Source organism: Photorhabdus kleinii, from assembly GCF_025384885.1.
GTDB classification, from domain to species: domain Bacteria; phylum Pseudomonadota; class Gammaproteobacteria; order Enterobacterales; family Enterobacteriaceae; genus Photorhabdus; species Photorhabdus kayaii.
The window spans coordinates 277035-291200 of sequence record NZ_JAJAFY010000001.1; the positions used below are offsets into that span (position 1 = coordinate 277035).

14 protein-coding genes are annotated in these 14166 nt (G+C 41.0%); 8 read left to right on the plus strand and 6 right to left on the minus strand.

Annotated elements, in window-relative coordinates; genetic code table 11:
- Positions 1-724 precede the first annotated feature (724 nt).
- Together LG003_RS01300 and LG003_RS01305 are read left to right on the plus strand one after the other, a co-directional pair.
- Entirely contained in the window at positions 725-1057 is a 333-nt protein-coding gene (locus tag LG003_RS01300; RefSeq protein WP_049581354.1) for a DMT family transporter, read from the plus strand.
- Between the two features lie 53 nt (positions 1058-1110).
- Positions 1111-1413: a putative hemolysin gene (locus tag LG003_RS01305; protein ID WP_112875812.1), complete on the plus strand. Its 303-nt coding sequence runs from the start codon at positions 1111-1113 to the stop codon at positions 1411-1413.
- A gap of 246 nt (positions 1414-1659) precedes the next feature.
- Here LG003_RS01305 and dsbB read toward each other — a convergent pair whose 3' ends face one another.
- Positions 1660-2169, minus strand: a complete 510-nt coding sequence (gene dsbB, locus LG003_RS01310) for a disulfide bond formation protein DsbB (RefSeq protein ID WP_112875813.1) — start codon at positions 2167-2169, stop codon at positions 1660-1662.
- A 153-nt stretch (positions 2170-2322) separates the two neighbouring features.
- On the minus strand, positions 2323-3870 hold the full coding sequence (gene nhaB, locus LG003_RS01315; RefSeq protein ID WP_112875814.1) for a sodium/proton antiporter NhaB: 1548 nt from the start codon (positions 3868-3870) through the stop codon (positions 2323-2325).
- A gap of 347 nt (positions 3871-4217) precedes the next feature.
- Between nhaB and fadR the strand changes: the two genes are divergently transcribed.
- The 4 genes from fadR to LG003_RS01335 all read left to right on the plus strand — a co-directional run bounded on the left by fadR (position 4218) and on the right by LG003_RS01335 (position 8980).
- The gene (fadR, locus tag LG003_RS01320) at positions 4218-4937 is read left to right on the plus strand and encodes a fatty acid metabolism transcriptional regulator FadR (protein WP_112875815.1); all 720 of its coding nucleotides are present in this window, start codon (positions 4218-4220) and stop codon (positions 4935-4937) included.
- A 523-nt stretch (positions 4938-5460) separates the two neighbouring features.
- On the plus strand, positions 5461-6771 hold the full coding sequence (locus LG003_RS01325; protein ID WP_112875816.1) for a D-amino acid dehydrogenase: 1311 nt from the start codon (positions 5461-5463) through the stop codon (positions 6769-6771).
- A 6-nt stretch (positions 6772-6777) separates the two neighbouring features.
- Positions 6778-7902: a catabolic alanine racemase DadX gene (dadX, locus tag LG003_RS01330; protein WP_262980004.1), complete on the plus strand. Its 1125-nt coding sequence runs from the start codon at positions 6778-6780 to the stop codon at positions 7900-7902.
- 325 nt (positions 7903-8227) lie between these two features.
- A complete protein-coding gene (locus LG003_RS01335; RefSeq protein WP_262980005.1) occupies positions 8228-8980 on the plus strand; it encodes a MipA/OmpV family protein in 753 nt (250 codons plus the stop codon).
- An 80-nt stretch (positions 8981-9060) separates the two neighbouring features.
- On the opposite strand, the gene LG003_RS01340 is transcribed toward LG003_RS01335, so the two are convergent.
- Together LG003_RS01340 and gapA are read right to left on the minus strand one after the other, a co-directional pair.
- A complete protein-coding gene (locus tag LG003_RS01340) occupies positions 9061-9939 on the minus strand; it encodes a D-hexose-6-phosphate mutarotase (RefSeq protein WP_112875819.1) in 879 nt (292 codons plus the stop codon).
- 128 nt (positions 9940-10067) lie between these two features.
- Positions 10068-11063 carry a glyceraldehyde-3-phosphate dehydrogenase gene (gene gapA, locus LG003_RS01345; RefSeq protein WP_112875820.1) on the minus strand — a complete coding sequence of 332 codons (996 nt, stop codon included), beginning with the start codon at positions 11061-11063 and terminating at the stop codon, positions 10068-10070.
- A 468-nt stretch (positions 11064-11531) separates the two neighbouring features.
- Between gapA and msrB the strand changes: the two genes are divergently transcribed.
- Both msrB and LG003_RS01355 read left to right on the plus strand, forming a co-directional pair.
- Positions 11532-11942, plus strand: coding sequence for a peptide-methionine (R)-S-oxide reductase MsrB (gene msrB, locus LG003_RS01350; protein WP_112875821.1), 411 nt, complete (start codon positions 11532-11534; stop codon positions 11940-11942).
- Between the two features lie 82 nt (positions 11943-12024).
- Positions 12025-12294, plus strand: coding sequence for a YeaC family protein (locus LG003_RS01355; RefSeq protein ID WP_112875822.1), 270 nt, complete (start codon positions 12025-12027; stop codon positions 12292-12294).
- Positions 12295-12357: 63 nt separating this feature from the next.
- Here LG003_RS01355 and pncA read toward each other — a convergent pair whose 3' ends face one another.
- A complete protein-coding gene (gene pncA / locus LG003_RS01360) occupies positions 12358-12996 on the minus strand; it encodes a bifunctional nicotinamidase/pyrazinamidase (RefSeq protein ID WP_112875823.1) in 639 nt (212 codons plus the stop codon).
- 12 nt (positions 12997-13008) lie between these two features.
- Complete coding sequence (ansA, locus tag LG003_RS01365) at positions 13009-14028, minus strand: asparaginase (protein WP_262980006.1); 1020 nt, start codon at positions 14026-14028, stop codon at positions 13009-13011.
- Positions 14029-14166 lie beyond the last annotated feature (138 nt).

Sequence of the window (14166 nt, forward strand, 5' to 3'; positions counted from 1 at the left end):
TATTTTTCAAATAACTACATTGCCATTGATATAAAAAAGCGTGTCCCACCTATATTAATGGTAATGAAATATATTTTTATTCAATGAATTAAACTGGAAGATAAACTTTGCATAAAACTGTAAGATTATTGGTGCATGTATTTATTATCAGGTTAATTTTTTCCAGTTAATAGCATGTATATAATTCAATGATTTTATTGATGTTACGCTAATTTATCTTGTAAATAGCGACTAATCCTCTGGGTTGTTGTACGATACAGAAACTGGGTTGAATGTTTCTTTTCATATACTCTATTTGCTTCCGTAGTGGTGTTTAACATGTTGACTCAACGTTGGACAACGTAACTTTCTTATCATTTCATCACCATCATTGCTTAATCAAATGATAAGATTATTTTTATCTTATAAATGTACACGTTTTTAATTCTACAGTGCTATGTTTTCTTACAAATCCTAAAGGTTATCGTACGAATGATTCTGATCTAAATCTCAAAGCTGGAACCTATCGTTAGCACTTTTCCATATTCTCTGTAAAATCTCCCCAGCGATTTTCCTGCCTGAGCGGTACTTCTTGAACTGGGGGTAAATAAGGTTTGAATTGGATTTAAGGAACGAAATATATCAATTTTGTTACGTTACACCTTAAAGCGTTTGTGATAGATTCAATCCGTTTTTGTCTATTAATTTTGGTCGCTTTGTTTTTTCTACTATAGAGAGTAAGGATATGAATGGATTTGTATATTTAGCAATGGCAATTGTTGCTGAGGTTATAGCAACGGCTTCGTTAAAAGCCTCTGATGGGTTCAGTAAATTATTCCCGTCTATACTGGTCATTGTTGGATACGGCATCGCTTTCTGGGGGCTATCCCAGGTGGTCAAAGTTGTGCCACTAGGAATTGCTTACGCCATATGGTCTGGCTTGGGTATTGTGCTGGTTTCTGTTGCCGCGATATTTTTATATCAGCAGAAGCTGGATTGGGCGGCTATTTTAGGTATGGCTCTTATTGTTGCCGGTGTGATGGTAATAAATCTGCTTTCTAACAGCAGTGCACATTAATTAACAATTAACGGTGTTCCTGTTTTCCCTGAATCGTTTTCTGGAGAAAAAATATGTTAAATGCCAGTAATAAGAAAGGATTCCAGATAGTCTTATTAGGCGTGTTCTTGGGCATTGCTGTATTAGCGGGTTGCAGTAGCCAGGCAGGGAAAACATCTACCCTATATCAAGGGATACAATACTCTCAATCGGAAGTTGTTCTTAGAGATAATGTTAGAGCAATCTGTCTTTATGCAGGTGGTCTGCCTGCATTAGCAATACAATTAAATGGGGCGCAAATACCTGTTTGCCAGTTGGCAAATGGTAAGCGTTGTGATGAAAGGGCATTATTGCAGGGTTCCTGTGCATCAATTTGAGGTAGAAATTAAGCAAGCAGGAACATGCCGTTCGGATATCCGGTTATAGGCAACCTTAGGCATGATTCTGCGACTATACCCGTTATCTTTCAAGTTGCCTCTTTGTTGGCTGCACTCGTTCACCCCGGTCACATAGTTTGCTATGCTCCCGGGGATTCACTCCCTTGCCGTCTCGATGCATCTTGAAATCCATAGGGTATATATTTGATTCATAAGACAATCATTTTCACCTGTCTGAGTTGGTAGTTATTTACGAATAAAAAATTGGCTGATTAATACGAGCGTAGCAATAACCAGATAAGCGGCAAAAATACCCACCAGCCATTGTGGCATCTCTAATGTCAGGAATTGCCACTGTCTTACTGAACAATCACCTGTAGCTTCGAATACAGAAGGAAGCCATTGGTTTAACGCCAACCATGAAGGGAAGTTTACGAAGAAATCACAGGTATTAAATGGAGAAGGGTGCAACTGCATCATAGTATGTTCCCATGCGAGTTGCAGGCCACTCCAGGCACTGTAGGCCCACAAAATAATAGCCAGCCAGCGTAACGGCGTTTTTGGTGCGATTACACCTAATATCCCAGCGCCCAACACACCAAACAGAGCAACCCGTTCATAAATACACATCACGCAGGGTTGTAATTTCATCGCATGTTGAAAATATAATGCCGAGCTTTCTAGTATCAGGGCTGTCAAAATCATTAACAGCCATGCGCTTCGTCCTTGAGAACAGTGGTTCAAAAATCGCATCATTTCCGTTTTTCCATGCAGATTAAGATAAACAATTGAGCGCCTATTTTGCCGATTTACAGGTAACAAAAAAAGTCAATTAAGGTCAATCTGGCTTTTTCGAGGAAAAATAAAACCGTATTGAGCGTAATCATTGCTCAATACGGCATTGGTTGGTTATGGCAAAGCAATTAAGCCCCAATGAACCATCATGTCAGTGACTGGAATTAGCAGAAATTCTACACACAGCAAACCGACCAGCGTCATGACAATGGTATAAGGTAATGCCATTATCACCATGCGGCCATAAGATAAACGAATCAATGGTGATAATGTCGAAGTCAACAAGAACAGAAATGCGGCTTGTCCGTTAGGTGTTGCAACGGAAGGCAGGTTAGTGCCGGTATTAATCGCAACAGCCAGATATTCAAATTGTTTATGTGAAATCAGGCCCTCTTGCATAGCAGCTCTTGCTTCATTGATATAAACCGTACCGACAAACACGTTATCTGATACTGATGAAAGCAGGCCATTAAACAGATAGAACAGGGAAAGTTGAGAAGTTTCAGAAACCTGTAATACGAACTGAATAAATGGCGTAAACAGTTGCTGGTCAACAATGACTGCAACGATAGAAAAGAATACAGTCAGTAATGCCGTGAACGGTAGTGCCTCTTCAAATGCTTTACCCAGTGCATGTTCTTCGGTAATACCACAGAACGACGTGGTTAGAATGATGACTGAAAGGCCAATTAGACCAACTTCTGCCAGATGAAATGCCAGCGCGACAATGAGCCATATACCTATTAGCGCTTGAGCAATAAGCTGTGCTTTTTCTTTACGTGTTCGTTTTGCGCTGGTTTTTTTATCGTAATCTTCCAATACCTGTCGGACGCGTTCTGGCAATTCTGTACCATAACCGAACAATTTAAAGTGTTCGACCAGAAAACAGACTAGCAGCCCGCAGAGAAAGACAGGTAGGGTAATTGGCGCCATGCGAATAAAGAAGGTGACAAAATCCCAATTAACGTTTTTGGCGATAATCAGATTTTGTGGTTCTCCTACCATCGTCATTACACCACCGAGTGCAGTACCTATACCTGCATGCATCATCAGACTGCGCAAAAAAGCGCGAAACTGTTCAAGAGTTTGTTTCTTTTTTGCTATATCAGCATCATTTTCATATTTAGCGTTAATTACATCATGCTGATCCGTAATGAAGTTGTTGTAGATAGAGTAGAAACCAAGGGAAACACTAATAACTACCGCGATAACGGTCAGGGCATCAAGAAATGCTGACAGGAATGCGCTGGCTAGGCAGAATGCTAAGGCAAGCATACGCTTAGATTTTATGGAGAGCAGGAGTTTAGTGAAAGCAAATAATAGTAATTGCTTCATAAAGTAAATTCCTGCGACCATAAATATCAGCAACAGTACAACTTCCAAGTTATTAGCAATTTCATGACCAACTTGTTGAGGTGAGGTCATGCCGATAATGACCGCTTCAATTGCTAACAGGCCACCCGGTTGTAGCGGGTAACATTTAAGTGCCATTGCTAAAGTAAAGATAAATTCGATAACAAGCAGCCAGCCTGCGACAAATGGATTAATAAAGAAGAATATTAATGGGTTGGTGATGAGAAAGATGATGATAGCGAGCTTATACCAATCTGGCGAGTTGCCGAGAAAGTTTTTTACCGCTGTTTTTAGGATACTGGTTTCCATTGCAATTAAAGTTCCTCTAAATTCGTAAAATTGTGTTCTTTAAACAATAATACGCTTTAATACAGAATGTTTTAAGGGAAATGAGGTATAATTAAGCATTAGTACGCTTTTTTTCATGGTCGCCTTTACGCTTTCTAGACTACATATACCCAATGGATTTCAAGATGCATCGCGACGGCAAGGGAGTGAATCCCCGGGAGCATAGGTAACTATGTGACCGGGGTGAGCGAGTGCAGCCAACAAAGAGGCAACTTGAAAGATAACGGGTATAGCTATATTGAAGTTGCGTATTCTGATATAATTTCATCTATTATTAGTTGAAAAAATCACGTTGGAATAATAAAAATATGGTCATTAAGGCTCAAAGTCCCGCAGGTTTTGCGGAAGAGTATATTATTGAGAGTATATGGAACGGCCGTTTTCCTCCAGGCTCCATTCTTCCGGCAGAACGTGAATTATCTGAGTTAATTGGTGTGACAAGGACCACCCTGCGTGAAGTATTGCAGCGTTTGGCACGTGATGGATGGTTAACAATTCAGCATGGCAAACCAACAAAAGTGAATAACTTTTGGGAAACATCGGGTCTTAATATTTTAGAGACTCTGGCCCGTCTTGATCACGATCGCGTTCCTGAGTTGATTGATAACCTACTGGCGGTGAGAACGAATATTGCGGCGATATTTATTCGCACGGCTTTTAAGCATAATCCGGGGAAATCATTGGAAGTACTGGCAGAAAAAGAGCATGTGGAAGATAACTCAGATTCATTTAGTATGCTAGATTATGATATTTTCCGTGGTTTAGCTTTTGCTTCAGGTAATCCAATTTACGGCCTTATTATCAATGGGTTGAAAGGGTTATATACCCGTATAGGGCGTTATTACTTCTCTAATCCTGAGGCGCGTAAATTGGCGCTGAATTTTTATCAGCAACTGGTGATATTATGTCGTGATAAATCTTACGATAACGTCATGGAATGTGTACGTAACTATGGTAAAGATAGCGGTGTCATTTGGCACAGTATGCAAAGTACGATGCCAAGTGATTTGTCTGAAGTGCGTCGCTGATATCTCGTTAGTATTTTTACTTAATTCCAGGCCTTATCCGATCTAGTAGTTTCAAATCAAAATTATTTTGAATTGACCCGGTGCAGAATGCTTTGTACCGGGCGTTTTGTTTCTTTTTTCTCATTCAATCTCAAGCTAATCGTTAATGTCTCTATTTCAGAATGTTATTCTGATTTTTTGGTTTTTATTTGGGTTTTTATTTCGATTAATTGATGGTTATTGGTATCTTGTGGTTGTTTAATTGATTCATTTTTTTCACCGAAAAACTCAGAATAATGACTTGATATGAAATAATTAGCATGTGGTTCATATCGTCATTATTATCTTAATTTTATGATTTTAATATTAATTTTCATAAGTTGGGTATATATAAATCACAAATAAGTCTGTTGCATAAATGTAATCTAATTGTGACCTAAATCATAAATGTAGATTATTGACGTGACCGATGATTGTTCTATATTGGTTTTTTATAATCAGCATATTATGCTTGCCTAGAATTTTAAATCGTCCGGGGGCCATGATGAGAATCCTTGTTTTAGGTAGTGGTGTTATTGGTGTAACCAGTGCCTGGTATTTGGTACAGCAAGGTCATGAAGTCACTGTCATTGATCGTCAGGGAAGTGCTGCTGAAGAAACCAGTGCGGCTAATGCCGGGCAGATCTCGCCGGGATACGCGACCCCATGGGGAGCGCCGGGTATTCCATTGAAAGCGATTAAATGGATGTTTCAACGTCATGCTCCATTGGCTATTCGCCCGGATGGATCGCTGTTTCAGTTACGCTGGATGTGGCAGATGCTGCGTAATTGTGATGCAAGTCACTATGCGATAAATAAGAGCCGGATGGTACGACTGGCAGAGTACAGTCGTGACTGTATCAAACAATTGAGGGCAGATACGGGTATTCAATACGAAGGGCGGCAGGGGGGCACGCTTCAGTTATTCCGCACCAATAAGCAGTTTGATAATGCCGTGAATGACATCGCCGTTCTTGAACAGGAAGGTGTTCCTTACAATTTATTAACGGCAGATAAGCTAGCGACAGTAGAGCCGGCATTAGCACATGTCGCTTACAAACTGACGGGGGGCTTACAATTACCGAACGACGAAACGGGTGATTGTCAGCTTTTTACTAAAGAGTTGGCAAAAATGGCAGAAGCGGCAGGCGTAACGTTTCTGTTTAATAAACAGGTCAAACAGTTATTGGTGGAAGGGCATCGGATTACCGGCGTCCAGTGCGAAGATGGTGTTATGACAGCAGACAACTATGTTGTTGCAATGGGCGCTTATTCCACTGAATTACTGAAAGGTCTTGTCAAAATTCCAGTATATCCACTGAAAGGTTATTCATTAACTATGCCTATTGTCGATGCACAACGGGCTCCGGTATCTACTGCATTGGATGAAACATACAAAATTGCGATTACCCGGTTTGATAACCGTATTCGTGTGGGTGGAATGGCAGAAGTTGTCGGTTTCAATTTGAATCTGCTTAAAGCACGTTATGAAACATTGAAAATGGTGGTGCAAGACCTTTATCCAGGCGGTGGCGATATTACTCAGACTCATTTTTGGACAGGATTACGTCCAATGACACCAGATGGTACGCCAATTGTTGGTCCGACTGAATATCACAATCTCTATCTAAATACCGGGCATGGTACATTGGGATGGACAATGGCATGCGGTTCTAGTCAGTTACTGGCTGATATTATTTCGGGTAAAAAGCCTGCCATTGCATCTGATGATTTATCAGTATTTCGTTATATTAATGGTTTTAATACAAAATTGGTGCCATTTAGCCATCAATTACACACTGAACTGAGAGGCTAATATAATATGCCACGTCCGATTTCGGCAACGATCCATCTTGATGCATTGGAAAATAATTTGGCGATTATTCGTAATAGGGTCGGTAATAGTAAAATTTGGGCGGTTGTTAAAGCAAATGCTTATGGGCATGGTTTGCGTTGTATATGGCGGCATCTCGATCAGGCTGATGGATTTGCTTTACTTGATTTTGATGAAGCGATTTTATTGCGGGAGCAGGGGTGGCAGGGGCCAATCTTGCTATTGGAAGGGTTTTTCAAACCCGAAGATTTGCCAATAATTGATGAATATCAGTTGACAACGGTAGTGCACAGCCATTGGCAACTTGAAGCAATAGAAGCGGCCAATTTGAGTAGACCCATCAATATTTATCTCAAACTCAATAGCGGTATGAATCGATTGGGATTTCCTGCGGATCAATATAGCGCGGTTTTATCATTAGCAAGAGGTATCCGGCAAATTGGGAAAATAACATTAATGTCACATTTTGCGAATGCGGATAATAAGGAGATTGGCGTTACTGAACAACTTGACGTTATTAATTCGGTCAATCAGGAATTGGATATTTCTCAGTGTTTGGCTAATTCAGCTGCTTCTTTGTGGTATCCACAAACTCATAGAGATTGGGTACGTCCCGGTATCGTGCTTTATGGTGCCTCACCGAGTGGAAAGTGGAAAGATATTGCCGATATCGGGTTGAAAGCAGTGATGAGTCTGCAAAGTGAGATTATTGCTATTCAGAATCTCAAGGCAGGAGATAAAATTGGTTATGGCAGTAAATATACCGCGTCAGGCCCTATGCGAGTCGGTACCGTTGCCTGTGGTTATGCTGATGGTTATCCCCGTCGTGCAATGACAGGAACACCGATTATTGTTGATGGCGTTAAGACTCAAGTATTAGGTACAGTATCAATGGACATGTTGTCGGTGGATTTAACGCCTTGTCCGCAGGCCCAAATTGGTAGTTCTGTTGAATTGTGGGGGCAAAATTTGCCGGTGGATGATGTGGCGGAGAACTCTGGAACAATTGGCTATGAATTATTGTGCGCATTGGCAGATCGGGTCCCGGTATCTATACCCAATGGATTTCAAGATGCATCGCGACGGCAAGGGAGAGAATCCCCGGGAGCATAGCAAACTATGTGACCGGGGTGAGCGAGTGCAGCCAACAAAGAGGCAACTTGAAAGATAACGGGTATATATGTCGTTAAATACCAGGTAGCGTGTTAAATAGTCGTTAGTTTCTGGTATTATTACAGGAAATAAGTTACCGTTTTCGCTAAATTAATATATCTTTGTTTTCTATAATCTGCCTATTTTTGTCAGAATAATTAGGCGGGTACTAAACATATCGTGCTTTTTAAGGCAAAATAGGACGTTATTACTTGGAAATAAGGGAGATGATCTTTTACACTTGATATAGCTAATCGCATAATTGTTTTAAAGGAAATAGTTAATCATGATCAACAAAGCTAAAGTTTTAGCCACAGTCGTCACTTTTTGTCTTTCTTCATCTTTGGCTTATGCGGGGCAGTGGTCAATTGGTGCCTCTGTTTTGGCTGAGGCATCACCTTATAAAGGGGTAAAGAATAAAGATAAAGTGTTGTTTGTTCCAATGGTTAATTATGAAAGTGACAATTTCTATTTTCATACTTTAGCCGCTGGGTATTATTTGTGGAATGAACCAAAAGATCAGCTATCTTTAGATGTCTATTACTATCCTCAAAATTTTCGCCCAAAAGATAATGAAGATAAGCAGATGAAAAAGCTGGATCGTCGCGATGATACCATGATGGGGGGTTTTAGCTATCGTCATATTGAAGATTGGGGAACGTTGCGTAGCTCTTTTGCTGCGGATACTTTGGGTAAAAGTAAAGGCATAACGATTGACCTGGCTTATTTATATGAATTTAAAAGTGATGATTGGTCATTACAACCAGGATTAGGTGTGGTTTGGAATAGTAAAAAACAAAATCGTTATGAATATGGTATTAAAGATAGTGAATCACGCCATAGCGGACTAGAAAAATATACGCCAGATGATAGTTGGACTCCCTATCTGGAATTATCTGCTAATTATAAATTTAACCAGGAATGGTCTGTATTTATGATGGGGCGCGTTGAGCGTTTACCGAGTGAAATTAAAGATAGCCCAATGGTTAATAAGTCATATTCAAGTATTGTTTGGACAGGTGTTACATATAGTTTTTAATTACTCACGGCGATAATATCGAATAGAGACTGAATTCATGGGATAGTATTCAGTCTTTTTAATGTGAATGAGTGATATATTTATTGGTAGTCTTTCCGGCAACGGATTAACACCGAAATATGGGCTGGGCTATCATCTTTAGAGATTAGTGGCTTATTGATGCGAGCTGTTTCTACACAAATCATATTTTTATAACCTTCATTGCACATATCTTTCATACTGTTTGACAATTGGGCACCTGGATTCCAGCATACAACATCACTGTGATGATAATGGTGAATTTCAATAGTCCGTTTCAGCGATTTATCCCTTATCAAATTGAAATCTTCCGGCTCGGTATAAATGCGATCAGTGCGACCATTGAAAATAAGATGCTCTGCTGTGATGTGTTGCTCTTTGTCAGCAACCGTATCAATAAAATGTTTACCTAAACCGCTAATCGAAACCTGATTAATATCGCCTATATTTAGATAAGTGTGCAGGGCACAAGTTGCTTGATAATCACCATAGGTTTCTAGCTCCACTTCACAGGTTTCACACAGTTTGAAACGGGCAATCAAGGTAAAGTCATAAGGCCACAATTTATGGGTATATTCATTGTCTTTCAGTGTGAAAGTTAATATGACGCCATTTTCATGTTCGTTATGTGCGCTAAATTCCCAGGGAAGAATTCTGGCAAAGCCATGACTTGGTGCTCTTGAGACACCAAACCAAGGCCAACAAATAGGTATACCACCACGGATAGCGGTACCTGCTGCAAATGCGGTTTTCTTGCTCAGCCATAACCCCGGCTCTTCACCACTGGGTTGCCAGGCGATAAGGTGCGCCCCTTGTAAGCTGATTGCACCACGAACTTTAGGATGAGAGACGACTATCAGTGGAAAGCCATCTATATTTCGTTGACTAATAGCAGGAGAAATCTGTTCTGCAACCGGTAATGAAAAGATTTTATCGTTCATCCGTATAACCTTGTAGAACCAAAGCCGGGCTAATGGCAATAGCCCAAGAATAACGCATGTTGTACACAGATTGAAACAAAAGAGCTGCCGGGGGAAGGCAGCTCTTTTCAGACAAAGTAATTACTCAGTTATTTGGAGATATGAGCAATCAGATCCAGAACTTTGTTAGAGTAACCGGTTTCGTTGTCGTACCAGGAAACCAGTTTTACAAAGTTGTCGTTCAGAGCGATACCTGCTTTTGCGTCAAATACAGAAGTCAGTTTTTCGCCATTGAAATCGTTAGATACGACATCATCTTCGGTGTAACCCAGAACGCCTTTCAGTTCACCTTCAGCCGCATCTTTGATTGCATCGCAGATTTGTTGATAAGTAGCTGGTTTTTCCAGACGTACAGTCAGGTCAACAACAGATACGTTAGGAGTAGGAACGCGGAAAGCCATGCCAGTCAGCTTACCATTTAGTTCAGGGATAACTTTACCCACAGCTTTAGCTGCGCCGGTAGATGATGGGATAATATTCTGAGCAGCGCCACGACCACCACGCCAATCTTTCGCAGAAGGACCGTCAACTGTTTTCTGAGTTGCCGTTGTTGCGTGAACAGTGGTCATCAGACCTTCAACAATGCGGAATTTATCATTGATAACTTTAGCCAGCGGTGCCAGACAGTTAGTGGTACAGGAAGCATTGGAAACGATCTCCTGGCCTGCATAAGTTTTGTGATTAACTCCCATAACAAACATAGGCGTGTCATCTTTGGATGGGCCGGTCAGAACAACTTTTTTCGCACCAGCGGCAATGTGCTTACGTGCAGTTTCGTCAGTCAGGAAGATACCTGTTGCTTCTGCAACAACATCAACACCTACTTCATTCCATTTCAGGTTAGCTGGATCTCTTTCTGCTGTAACGCGGATAGCTTTGCCGTTAACAATCAGGCGGCCGTCTTTTACTTCAACAGTGCCGTTGAAGCGACCGTGAGTTGAATCGTATTTCAGCATGTAAGCCATGTATTCGGCGTCGAGCAAATCGTTGATTGCAACGATTTCGATGTCTGAACGTTCTTGTGCAGCACGGAAAACAATACGGCCAATACGACCAAAACCGTTGATACCTACTTTGATAGTCATAGTGTTCCACCAGCTATTTTTTAGTGAATTAAAAATTATTACTAAAGTTACCAAAACCTTGCCAGCCGTCAAGCGGAATCGTGTCAATAGCTGAAAAACATTAGCTTTGAGTTCATCATTTAGACGCTTGCTATAGGGTACTGGCAATCGAGCCGCCCATCATTATCAAGGTGCAGACAGATATTGAAAGTTAATTGGTTAGATATGCGAGTCACATCACAAATAGTAGGATATACCCGTTATCTTTCAAGTTGCCTCTTTGTTGGCTGCATTCACTCACCCCAGTCACATAGTTACCTATACTCCCGGGGATTCGCTCCCTTGCCGTCGCGATCCATCTTGAAATCCATAGGGTATAGACAGATTCAGTTAACCACTTAAAATAAATTCCACTGATGTAATGTTAATTTTTTGTTATTATTAATCAATTTTATTGAGAACATGAGTCTTATTATTAAGGTGGTCGTTATGACTAAGAATCCTGATGTTTCCCTTTATAAAGAACTAACTGATATTCAGCGTCACGTAACCCAGAATGCCGGGACAGAGCCGCCATTTTCAGGGAAATTGCTACATAATAAGAAAAGTGGCGTGTATCATTGTTTGTGCTGCGAGCAGCCGTTATTTATGTCCGACACTAAATTTGATTCTGGTTGTGGCTGGCCGAGTTTTTACCAGCCTGCCACTCATGATGCAGTGCAGTATCTTGATGATGATAGTCACAATATGCATCGTATTGAGGTTCGTTGCGGTCATTGTAATGCTCATTTGGGGCATGTGTTCCCTGATGGACCGCAGCCGACAGGAGAGCGTTTTTGTATCAACTCGGTTGCATTAAGCTTTACTGATGAAAATACAGGCGAAAAAACAGTAGGTTAATCGTTTTTATTATTGCGGGCATAATCTTAGTTTACGTAAAAAATCGTTTCAGCTAATTCTGGAAAATAATGAGGAAATATCAATGGAACTGGATGATCTGTTATCTGTAATGACACCAGAAATATATCAACGCTTGGTTCAGGCAGTAGAACTGGGTAAATGGCAGGATGGTGTGCCTTTAACGGTAGAGCAGAAAGAGCATAGTTTGCAAATGATTATGCTATGGCAATCAAGGCATAACCATGATCCGCAGCATATGACGATTGGTACTGATGGTCAGTTGGTGATGAAGAGTAAACAAGAACTGAAAGCGATCTTTCAGTCTAAAATGGTGGCAACATTCAAGCCATAATCTTTGGCAAATTAGATATGAAAAGGCTGAGTGTGTAAGACTCAGCCTGACCTTGGATTGATATCAGAGAAGAGCATCTTCTAGTTGATCAAGTTCTATCAATATAGCGCCTTGCTCTTTTAGCTCTTTGAAGGCTGATTGGCTATCATTTGGACTAAGGTTAACCCCTCGACAGCCATCCGTAATGACCCAGGTTTCATAACCTAATGCCAGCGCATCTAGCGCGGTAAATTTCACACAATAGTCAGTGGCAATCCCAATAATAAACAGGCGTTCAATTTGCTGTGTTTGTAACCAGTCATCAAGTCGGGTTTTATTCTGATGGCCGTTGTCAAAGAAAGCACTGTAACTATCGATCTGTGGATTTTCTCCTTTGTGGAAAATTTCAACAATTGCTTGCTTGTTTAGCTGTGGATGGAAATCAGCGCCATGCTGACTTTGAACGCAGTGTACCGGCCACCATACTTGTGGAATACCGTTTAATAGACCGATATTGCCGATCTTCTGGCCGGAATTTACGGCAAAGCTCATATGTTCAGCAGGATGCCAGTCTTGGCTGGCAATAATGCTGATATTGTGTTTCAGACAAATAGCAATCGCCTGATTTGCCGCAGCAATGACTTGTTCACTCTCTTCTACGGCTAAAGCACCGCCGGTACAGAAGTCGTTCTGTAGATCAATAAGTAATAGGGTCGTTTTCATCTCTTTCCTTGATTATTTATCAGCATAACTTAATTCACCACGTAAATTTTGTTGCATTAAATAACGAATTTTTTCATTGCCATAGGGTTGACTGAGTAAATAGTGCAACTTGGTTAAAGTTGCTTCAAAAGTCATATCGTAGCCGCTTATCACCCCCGCTTCAGCCAGAGCATGGCCCGTTGCATACCCTTCCATATTTACTCGGCCAGAAATGCATTGAGTCAAATTAACGACCACGATCCCTCTCTCTGTTGCCTGTTTTAGCTCTTTTAATAATTCAGGGTGTTGAGGTGCGTTTCCGACGCCATATGAGCGCAGGATGAGAGCCTTAACTGGTTGCATCAAAATATTATTCACAATCTGACTGGAAAGGCCGGGATAAATGGTGATTACGCCAATGGGCTGAGGGGTAATCTGATGGGTAATAAATTTACCGTGACTAGCAAAGGTGGAATCTGTATTGAAGGTTTTAATATTAATACCGGCTTCCATTAATGGAGAACAGTTTGGTGAAGTAAAAGCATCGAAACCGTCGGCATGTGCTTTGACGGTCCGGTTCCCACGAAACAGTTTATTATTGAAAAACAGGCTGACCTCGTTAACCGGGTAATTAGCGGCAAGATAAAGCGCATTCAACAAGTTTGTCTGCCCATCAGAGCGCAGTGCTTCCAATGGGATTTGTGACCCGGTGACAATGACTGGTTTACCCAGATTCTCAAACATAAAGGAGAGGGCAGATGCCGTAAATGCCATTGTATCCGTGCCATGCAGGATCACGAACCCATCATAATCATGGTAATTTTCTCGGATATCATCAGCGATAAATTGCCAGTCTTCTGGAGTCATATCAGAAGAATCGATCAATGGTTGATGTTCACGGATGGTGAATGTCGGCATCTCCGGTCGATGAAATTCGGGCATCTTTGTTAATTGGCGTTGTAAATGCCCGGAAACGGGGATGTATCCCTGAGATGAGCGTTGCATCCCAATGGTTCCACCAGTATAGACGACATAAATAGATTTCTTCTGCATGACTGTACCCCATAAAAAGATCAGCAGGATTATAGGAGTATTGCAGAATAAAAAAAGCCTGACAGGGAATCTGTCAGGCTAAATTAATCGAGTTATTACTAGAATCATGCATTGTTATACCCGTTATCTTTCAAGTTG

What these genes read in the sequence shown, in the direction of transcription:
- LG003_RS01300 (WP_049581354.1), top strand. Translation starts at nt 725, where the DNA reads ATGAATGGATTTGTATATTTAGCAATGGCAATTGTTGCTGAGGTTATA.
- LG003_RS01305 (WP_112875812.1), top strand. Translation starts at nt 1,111, where the DNA reads ATGTTAAATGCCAGTAATAAGAAAGGATTCCAGATAGTCTTATTAGGC.
- dsbB (WP_112875813.1), bottom strand. Translation starts at nt 2,169, where the DNA reads ATGATGCGATTTTTGAACCACTGTTCTCAAGGACGAAGCGCATGGCTG.
- nhaB (WP_112875814.1), bottom strand. Translation starts at nt 3,870, where the DNA reads ATGGAAACCAGTATCCTAAAAACAGCGGTAAAAAACTTTCTCGGCAAC.
- fadR (WP_112875815.1), top strand. Translation starts at nt 4,218, where the DNA reads ATGGTCATTAAGGCTCAAAGTCCCGCAGGTTTTGCGGAAGAGTATATT.
- LG003_RS01325 (WP_112875816.1), top strand. Translation starts at nt 5,461, where the DNA reads ATGAGAATCCTTGTTTTAGGTAGTGGTGTTATTGGTGTAACCAGTGCC.
- dadX (WP_262980004.1), top strand. Translation starts at nt 6,778, where the DNA reads ATGCCACGTCCGATTTCGGCAACGATCCATCTTGATGCATTGGAAAAT.
- LG003_RS01335 (WP_262980005.1), top strand. Translation starts at nt 8,228, where the DNA reads ATGATCAACAAAGCTAAAGTTTTAGCCACAGTCGTCACTTTTTGTCTT.
- LG003_RS01340 (WP_112875819.1), bottom strand. Translation starts at nt 9,939, where the DNA reads ATGAACGATAAAATCTTTTCATTACCGGTTGCAGAACAGATTTCTCCT.
- gapA (WP_112875820.1), bottom strand. Translation starts at nt 11,063, where the DNA reads ATGACTATCAAAGTAGGTATCAACGGTTTTGGTCGTATTGGCCGTATT.
- msrB (WP_112875821.1), top strand. Translation starts at nt 11,532, where the DNA reads ATGACTAAGAATCCTGATGTTTCCCTTTATAAAGAACTAACTGATATT.
- LG003_RS01355 (WP_112875822.1), top strand. Translation starts at nt 12,025, where the DNA reads ATGGAACTGGATGATCTGTTATCTGTAATGACACCAGAAATATATCAA.
- pncA (WP_112875823.1), bottom strand. Translation starts at nt 12,996, where the DNA reads ATGAAAACGACCCTATTACTTATTGATCTACAGAACGACTTCTGTACC.
- ansA (WP_262980006.1), bottom strand. Translation starts at nt 14,028, where the DNA reads ATGCAGAAGAAATCTATTTATGTCGTCTATACTGGTGGAACCATTGGG.